This is a genomic window from Haloarcula sp. Atlit-120R, from assembly GCF_003665885.1.
GTDB lineage: Archaea > Halobacteriota > Halobacteria > Halobacteriales > Haloarculaceae > Haloarcula > Haloarcula taiwanensis.
Genome location: NZ_QPLN01000014.1, coordinates 1 through 7,270 on the forward strand (window position 1 = coordinate 1; position 7,270 = coordinate 7,270).

Annotated in this window: 5 protein-coding genes and 1 pseudogene; all 6 read right to left on the reverse strand. The window is 64.1% G+C overall.

Annotated elements, in window-relative coordinates; all coding sequences use genetic code 11:
• Window positions 1–815 (reverse strand): annotated as a pseudogene (locus tag DVK01_RS20895) (hypothetical protein); the annotation flags it as partial.
• A gap of 198 nt (window positions 816–1,013) precedes the next feature.
• A complete protein-coding gene (locus DVK01_RS20900; RefSeq protein WP_233562833.1) occupies window positions 1,014–2,555 on the reverse strand; it encodes a hypothetical protein in 1,542 nt (513 codons plus the stop codon).
• A 2-nt stretch (window positions 2,556–2,557) separates the two neighbouring features.
• Window positions 2,558–4,507, reverse strand: a complete 1,950-nt coding sequence (locus DVK01_RS20905; protein WP_121538800.1) for an ATP-binding protein — start codon at window positions 4,505–4,507, stop codon at window positions 2,558–2,560.
• Window positions 4,500–4,829 (reverse strand): hypothetical protein, encoded by a 330-nt coding sequence (locus tag DVK01_RS20910; RefSeq protein ID WP_121538802.1) that lies wholly within the window; start codon window positions 4,827–4,829, stop codon window positions 4,500–4,502. Before DVK01_RS20910 ends, DVK01_RS20905 begins: the two co-directional genes overlap by 8 nt.
• Window positions 4,829–5,629: a hypothetical protein gene (locus DVK01_RS20915; RefSeq protein WP_233562834.1), complete on the reverse strand. Its 801-nt coding sequence runs from the start codon at window positions 5,627–5,629 to the stop codon at window positions 4,829–4,831. The genes DVK01_RS20910 and DVK01_RS20915 overlap by 1 nt, the downstream gene beginning before the upstream one ends.
• Window positions 5,622–7,270 (reverse strand): hypothetical protein (locus tag DVK01_RS20920; protein ID WP_121538806.1); only part of this gene is annotated, 1,649 nt, incomplete at its 5' end. The genes DVK01_RS20920 and DVK01_RS20915, both read right to left, overlap by 8 nt.

Consider the following 7,270-nt stretch of genomic DNA (forward strand, 5'->3'; position numbering starts at 1 on the left):
GTCTGTTCGACGCCCGTGAACGTCACTTCGGGATTGCGTGGTTCGAGGTTGTCGCCAGCGACAGACAGTGGAATCAGCTGGCTGTCGGTCGCACCGATGACCTGTTTCGTGTCGCGTTCGGTGTTGATCTGCCCAGTCAGCGTGATTTCCGGGTCCGTCGCACTGTCGAGGTCCCGAACCTCATACAGGTGGGTTGTGCCGGTCGTCGCCGGCTGACCGTCGATCTGCAGTGTCCCGCCGAACGTGATCGTGTTCGTCGAGAACCCGCTCACCCAGAACTGGGCTTCGCCATCGCGGACGTGCACCTCTTCTTGATATACCGCGCCGGACTCATGCACGACACCGACGACGGCTGGCACCGACCCGTGCTGTTGTTCCAGCCAGTCCGTTGAGACGCCGACCCAGCGTCCGTCGTGGGTTCGGTCGTCAGTCAGATTCAGCGCGGGCTCGCCGTCGACAGTCGTTGTCGACGCCCGGAGTGTCTGTGCGCCCGCCGAGGCCGACAGCGACGGTTTGGTCGTGTTACTCTCGACGTGCGTGTCTGGCACCTTCGACAGCGGTTTGTCTGGGTCGCGTGGTGCGGTACTCAGCTCTTCGATAGGGTCGCCGTCTGGGTCAGCTGGCGTCGACGCTGACTCTGCCTGTTGCTCATCGGCAGTCGGCGTCGAGTAGACGGTCCCGCTGTTCGCGTCGTCGGGGGCGTTCGACTGTGGTGCGAACAGCATCGGCGCGGCGACGGACACGACGACGACCGCCAGCGCCATGCCGACAATCGACAGTTGTTCGCGAGAGAGTGGCAGGTCATCACTGTCCATCAGAATCACCTCCAACAGCGTTCAGGGGGGTCCCCCCTTCCGTTCCTGTTCCAGATACGCGCGCGTACCGTACGGAACTTTTCTTCCGCTCGCGGTGATCGGGGCCGCGGCGCCCGCCAATCCGGCCGCCACAGCCGATTGTCGTGAACGTAAAAGGCCGGTCGATATCGCTCATGACCAGCGGCGTTGCTGGGTCAGTCATCGGCCACGACCTCCGGTCGCGCCGGGGCCAGTCCGTCTCGGGATGCGTGCCGCCACGATCTCCGTGCTACTGTCGGGGTTGAACATAATATCATAGTGGTTCTGGGTCGTTTTGATCGGGTTCTCCGGGAACGTGCCGTCAGCATACGGGCTCGAAAGTTGCTCGAGCACCTCTGGCGCGTCACCAGAGATATCGATGATGCCGTCGCCGGGCGCGAGGACACGCAGCTCGTGCACAGCGCCACCGGCCGCACGGTACTCGTTGAGAATTGTCGGCTGGTCCTCGTCGTCGGTCGCGACCTGGAGGTCCTCGACGACCATGCCGTCGTCGTCGCTGGTCGACACGTCGACGGCTTCTGGAATTCCGAGCCGGAGCTGGAACTCTGGCGTGTCGTGTGGGTAGCCGAGGTCCGAGAACTGGAACTCCGAGAACCGATTCTCGTTGTAGCACAGCCCGAAGCCAGTTGGTCGCTTCGAGAGGAGATCGTTGTCTTGCTCGATATCGCGGAACGGCTTCGGAGCCTCGCTCTTGGTCGTCCGATTCCCGCGTTCGTTATTCGACAGTTCGACCCAGAAGTCGAACTCTTTGAGCCAGTGATTATGGACGTCTTGTTCGTGGTGGCCGTAGCCGATTAGCGACAGCCCAGCCGACCGCATTTCCTTCGAGATGTTCGCCATGATCCGCACGCACTCATACGTCCAGTGGCCGGATTCACCGCCAGACGCAGATTCCGGAGCGACCATGCCGAACTCGTCGATATGCGCGGTCATCCAGTTACGCTCGCCATCATCGTCAACACGGAGTCCATCGAACGTGCGAGCGGCCAAGAACCCGAACCACCAGTGCGATGCCGGCGTCGGGTTCGCCTCGTTTTTCGGCACGAACTCAGGCTGCTTGACTGTCGCATCCGCCGTCGACAGCGCATCCTCACATTTCCGGAAGTACGGGTCCGGGAACACCACGTTGTACGTGCCCTTAGGGTGATCCTGTAGCCGCTCAACGAGCTCATAAACGTCACTGTAGTATCGCACGTCCCGACAGAGTTCGTCGGGATCGGGCTCGCCACGGTCGACCACTTCCATCCACCGGCCTTCGATATCGACACTACTGGGCAGCCACAGCGTTGTCCAGTCACGCATCCGTCGCCAGTCCGAGCTTTTCTGCCGTCCATTTCTGACGATACGCTCATCGTTGTGTTCCATCTGGTACGTGGCAAACTGGTCAGCGACGGTCGATTTCCCGGAGCCCTTCGGGGCTTCAACCATCGTCAGTGACGCTCCGGGTGAGCTCACCGTCGACGGCCCCTCTGCAGCGCTCTCGATATGCACGAGAAAGTCCGGGTACACGCCCGATAGCGCCGCTCCCTCGCGTGGATAGAACGCCTCTGGGTCGAACGCCGGGATATCGAACCGGGTTCGAATCTCTTCAGCGTCCTCGTTCCACATCGGGTCTGGCTCGTTGCCATAGACGATCTGTGCGCCCTGTTTCGTCTGTTCGGTGAATCCGTCCTGTTCTGACTTCGGTTTTCTCTGTGACATCGTTAGCTCACTCCAGACAAATCAGCCGGCTCACGGCGGTTCACGTCGCCCCCGCCGAGCCCGGCGTTGTGGACAATCGGGATATCGAGGTCGGCCAGCGACCGGCTGACCAGTTCCTTCGCCACCTCGACATCGGCCATCGTAATCTCTTCACGCAGGTTCGCCCGAGCGCTCGCCTGTGCGACACGGCGTGCGGCCCCGAGTTTGCGGGCAGTCACGGGTACGGGCGGGCCGTGATACCGGCCATCCGCGTCCGCGAGTGCATCGCGATAGCGCTCCGGCAGCGCCATTTTCTGTTCCTCGAACCACGCGGCCAGCGCCTCGATGACCCTGTCGTTCGCGGGTGTCGGATGCAGCTGTCGCGCCCGCAGCAGGACCGCGCGGTACTGGTCCATCGATAGCACCGGGTCGATAGCATCGGCGTCAGCCGTGTCGAGCGCCTGCCCAGTCGCGTCTTTCAGCGATGCCGACCACGTCCGAATCATCGACTCAGCCAGTTCCCGGACGTGTTCGCGGTCCTGTTTCGACCGCATCTGCATGATAAGGTCAAACCGCGACAGCAGCGGGCTGTTGATGCCCAGCGCGTCGACCAGCGACTCGTCACCAGCGAAGTGACCACCGAGCGGGTTGCACACGCCCAGCAGCCCGCACTCGGCTGGCAGCGTCATCGACTGGCCGGCCAGCGACAGCGGCAGTATCTGGTCGGCCAGCGCCGAGTGCATTTTCTCGATGGCGTCCTCGCCAGCCTTGTCCAGCTCGTCGACGACCGCGATCCCCTCGTGGGCGCGCACCAGCACGCCGGGCTCGATGCTGAACCCGCCGTCGGAAAAGTCGTCTTTCACCGCCGCCGCGGTCAGTCCCGGCCCCGACACACGCTCGCCGCTCGCGAACGCCGACCGGGGCGCGACCGCCGCGGCCCACTTCGCCAGCACGGACTTCCCTGTCCCCGGGTCTCCGGGTAGCAGAACGTGGATATCGCCCCGATAGTGCGAGCCGTCCGGCCCGTCGAACGTCGACGCGCTGACCAGTTGCAGCACGAGCCCCCGGACGACCTGCCGGTCCCGTGGGTGCGAGCCCGACACGAACTTCGGGGCTGCAGCCGCCATCAGCACATCCGCAGTCGACGGGTTCTCGATATCCACGTCGAACGACTCCGGGCGCTCGCGAAGCCGCTCGAAGAGGTCCCGCTGGTCGGCCGTGAACTCCGTGTCTTGGTAGGTCTGGCCGGCCGCTTGCACGGAGTTCACGACGACCTGTGGCTCGGGAATCGGCCCGCCACCGCGGAACTGCAGCTCACCGACAAGCACCACATCCTGACAGTTCGCGATGGCCCCGTGGCCCGCGAGGTCGCCCTGCAGGTGCGCGATGATATCCGAGGTATCGCCACCCAGCGCCGCGCTGCTGGGATTCTCTAACAGGAGCTTCTGATAGTCCTCATACCGGGACTGGTCCGGGTTGATGCGGAACGGGCCTTTCATCTCACACCCGACGCACTCGAAGGGCTCGATGTACTGTCCGGGCTCGAATGGTATCCGGGTGAGGGTGCCGCAGCGCTGGCACTCGAAGGCCGCTTCGACGAGCCGCGGCTGGACCTGCGTTCGCTTTGCGACCTGCCCTTCGAGCGCCAGCAGTTGCCCACGTCGGTCGCTCGGTGAGAACTCCCCGGGCGCGGTCGTGTGGGACTCAGGCAGGTTCTCGAAGCGCGGTGTCGCCTGCCCCAGCGACGTGTCGACCGGCAGCGGCGTGTCCGTAATCCCCGCTTCGACGTACTCAAGCATCGAATCGGGCGCATCGAGGATATCCTCTGCCAGCGTCGGGTCCCATCGCGCGAGCGCTGTCCAGTCCAGCGTCAGCGACGTGTCATCAGGATAGCGCTGGGCCAGCAGCGCCACCTTGTCGCTGACCTGCCAGCGGAGATACTGAGCAACCCGTTCGGACAGCTCGTCACTCATCACTGTCCTCCGTGTCCGGCGTCACCGAGTCGCGCCACTCTTCGAGCCGGGCAACGAGGTCCTCGACGAGCGCGCGTTCCTGTTCGGTGACGCCGTCCCAGTTGACCGCCATCCCGGCAGCTCGGAACGACGCCAGTTTCAGGAGCTTCCCTGCCCGCTCGTCGGCCAGTTCGGTGGTCAGTTGCACCGCATCGTCGACGGGGACGTCCTCGCCGTCGACGGCGTCCTGAACACGCTCGAAGATTGTCGGCTCGGCCAGCTGGACGAGTGACGCCGCGTCCTGTTCGCGAGCCCGGGCCGCCCGGATTGCTTCGATATCCATTATCCCGGCGGCACCTCCTTGGCGCGGCCAGCAACGTCGGCCAGTTCGTTGCTATTGGTCACGAGTTCCGACAGCGTGGCATTCATCGCCGGGAATATCTCGCTGGCCAGCAGCCACTCAAGCCGGACTGACGGCCCGCGAGTCAGCGAGTGCCACCACTCCCCGTGGCGGTCCAGCACGTCCTCAATAAACCCGCTGCGGACGTGACCCTCGGTCATGTGGATGATATCCTCAGCCCACGCCATGACCTCCGATTCGACGCCGGGCGGGTCCCGGAGTGTCCACCGTAGCATCCCGTGCTGTTCGACCGCGCGCTGGTGGAGTCTGGGCCGCCCAGCGACGTACTGAATCCGTTCGGCGTCTTTGACGCCCTCTTCATCAGAGAACTCCCCGACCCGCTCACGCAGGAGTTCAGTGGCATCCTGAAAGGCCGGGAGTAGGACCTTCCGAATGAGCCGCCGCCGGAACGCATCGGCAGTCTCGTCGTCGCTGGGTGCCTGGTCACAGATTGCGACCCGGTCGTCCGCATCTGCCATGAGGCACGCGACTTCCCAGCGGTCCTTCACGAGGTCCTCGTGCCACGTCTCCGGGGTTTGCCCGCCCGACACCACGTCGACGGCGTGGCACCACTCCAAGACCTCGGTGCGAGTCTGGAAGCCATCGCGAAGGCTCTGCTGTAGGTGGCGCTGCTGGGCGCGAAGCGAGTCCAGCCCAGCTGCGAACGAGCGGTCGACCGACCCGTCGTCGCTCGCGAGCCATTTGAGGGCGTGATGCCCGTCGGCCGCCATCGGGTCAGTCATCCGCATCAACTCCCTGTTGTGGCGACGACGGCGAGAGGTTCGTTGACGGGTTGTTCCCGCCGTGTTCGTCGTCGAGCGCTTTCTGAATCTCCGTGCGAACGCGGTCGACGATCTGCTGGCCTTGCTCGTGGTCAGACCATTCCAGTTCGGTGACCGCCTGCAGCACTTGGTCGAAGGTCTTGCGCTCTTCGTACTCGTGGCGCTCAGTCTGGACCTGTGCCTGGACGTCGTTCCAGTGAGACGGCCCCCAGTCGACTTCGAGCGACCCATCGCGAGCCTCGTGGCCTTCGATGAGCGCCGGCAACGTCGCCAGCCCCAGCCCGATAATCGTCGAGCCCAGTGCCGCGACTGTCCCGAGGTAGACCAGCGCGCCACCGCCGAGCGCGATGCCGATGAACCGCCAGTTCCGACGGGCCACCCAGTTTGACACCGCCGCCGAGATAGCCGCCGGTAGCGCCGCGATGCCCTCACCTTCGGGCGGGTCCGCGAGGTCCGCTTCGTCGACCTCTTTCGTCAGTGTTGGCGAGAACTTCAGCCGTGCCGGCCTGTGCCGCAGCACCTTGTCGGACTCTGGGTCGACCTCGAAGAGCTGGTCGAGGTCGCCTTCGCCGCTGTCGTAGGACTTCCAGTCCTCGGTCGGTATCTTCGCCGGGTCAGCCCAGTAGCGGGCCAGCATCGGCCGCAGGCCGGCTATCGGCGCATACAACTGGTCGCCGTGTCGGTACACAGACTTGATTTTGTTCGGCACACGCCGCGTCCCGACCGTTTCGTCACCACTCGGTGAGATAGCGCCCTGCCGGAGTTTTCGCTGGAAAAACCCGGCTTTCGAGAGGTCGCTGTCCCGGATGGAAAGCATCACCGGCAACGCCAGCAATCCCATCAGGATGCCGACCGCGATGGGTGCGTTCGCGAGGATAATCGACGTTTGCCACGTACCAACTATCGCTGCGATGCCGATCACGACGGCGACCACGCCGGCCCAGTAACTCACTCCTTTTAGCGTCCCGAGAATCGTTCGCGAGAGGATGTGCTTCGCTGATGCCCCCGAGAACATGATGCCACAGATAGCCGGGATAATCAGATTCAGCGCACCCCAGCGCCAGAGGTCGCCTTTCGAGTTCGTCGGGTAGGCCGGGGATGCCGTCAGCGGGTTCGTTTGATGGGCGAACCGCCAGCGTGCGCCCTCGACGCGGCTGCCGTCTTGTTCCAGCCACGCCGTTGCCTGCCACTGCTGGTCGTAATGGGACTGCAGTTTCAGCTTCGACGCCGAGTAACCGCTATCTGCCTCGAAGCTAATCCGCTGGACAGTCTGGTTCGCCGCGTAGGTCTGCTGTGTCCCGTTGACGCTCGTCGTCCGCTCTTGCCAGAACACAACGACGAACTCATAATCACCGACACTCTCACCGAACGCCGATGTGTACGCCAGCAGATAGTCCGTTCTGAGTGCCTGATTCCGACCGAGCGGCTGGTAGGACGACTGGGCCGGGTTCAACGGCAGGTACTTCAGCACGATTCCGCCGGTCGGGAGCATCCGCGTCGACTCCGGCGGCCCCTGTGAGCCACCACTTGATATCTGGTCGCCGCCCGTCCGCAGCTCCGAGATGTTGAACGGTCCCGGCGCTGTCCAGTCGCTCGACGCGC

Excerpts from the sequence above, each read along its gene's own strand:
- DVK01_RS20900 (WP_233562833.1), bottom strand. The coding sequence starts at position 2,555 with ATGTCACAGAGAAAACCGAAGTCAGAACAGGACGGATTCACCGAACAG.
- DVK01_RS20905 (WP_121538800.1), bottom strand. The coding sequence starts at position 4,507 with ATGAGTGACGAGCTGTCCGAACGGGTTGCTCAGTATCTCCGCTGGCAG.
- DVK01_RS20910 (WP_121538802.1), bottom strand. The coding sequence starts at position 4,829 with ATGGATATCGAAGCAATCCGGGCGGCCCGGGCTCGCGAACAGGACGCG.
- DVK01_RS20915 (WP_233562834.1), bottom strand. The coding sequence starts at position 5,629 with ATGACTGACCCGATGGCGGCCGACGGGCATCACGCCCTCAAATGGCTC.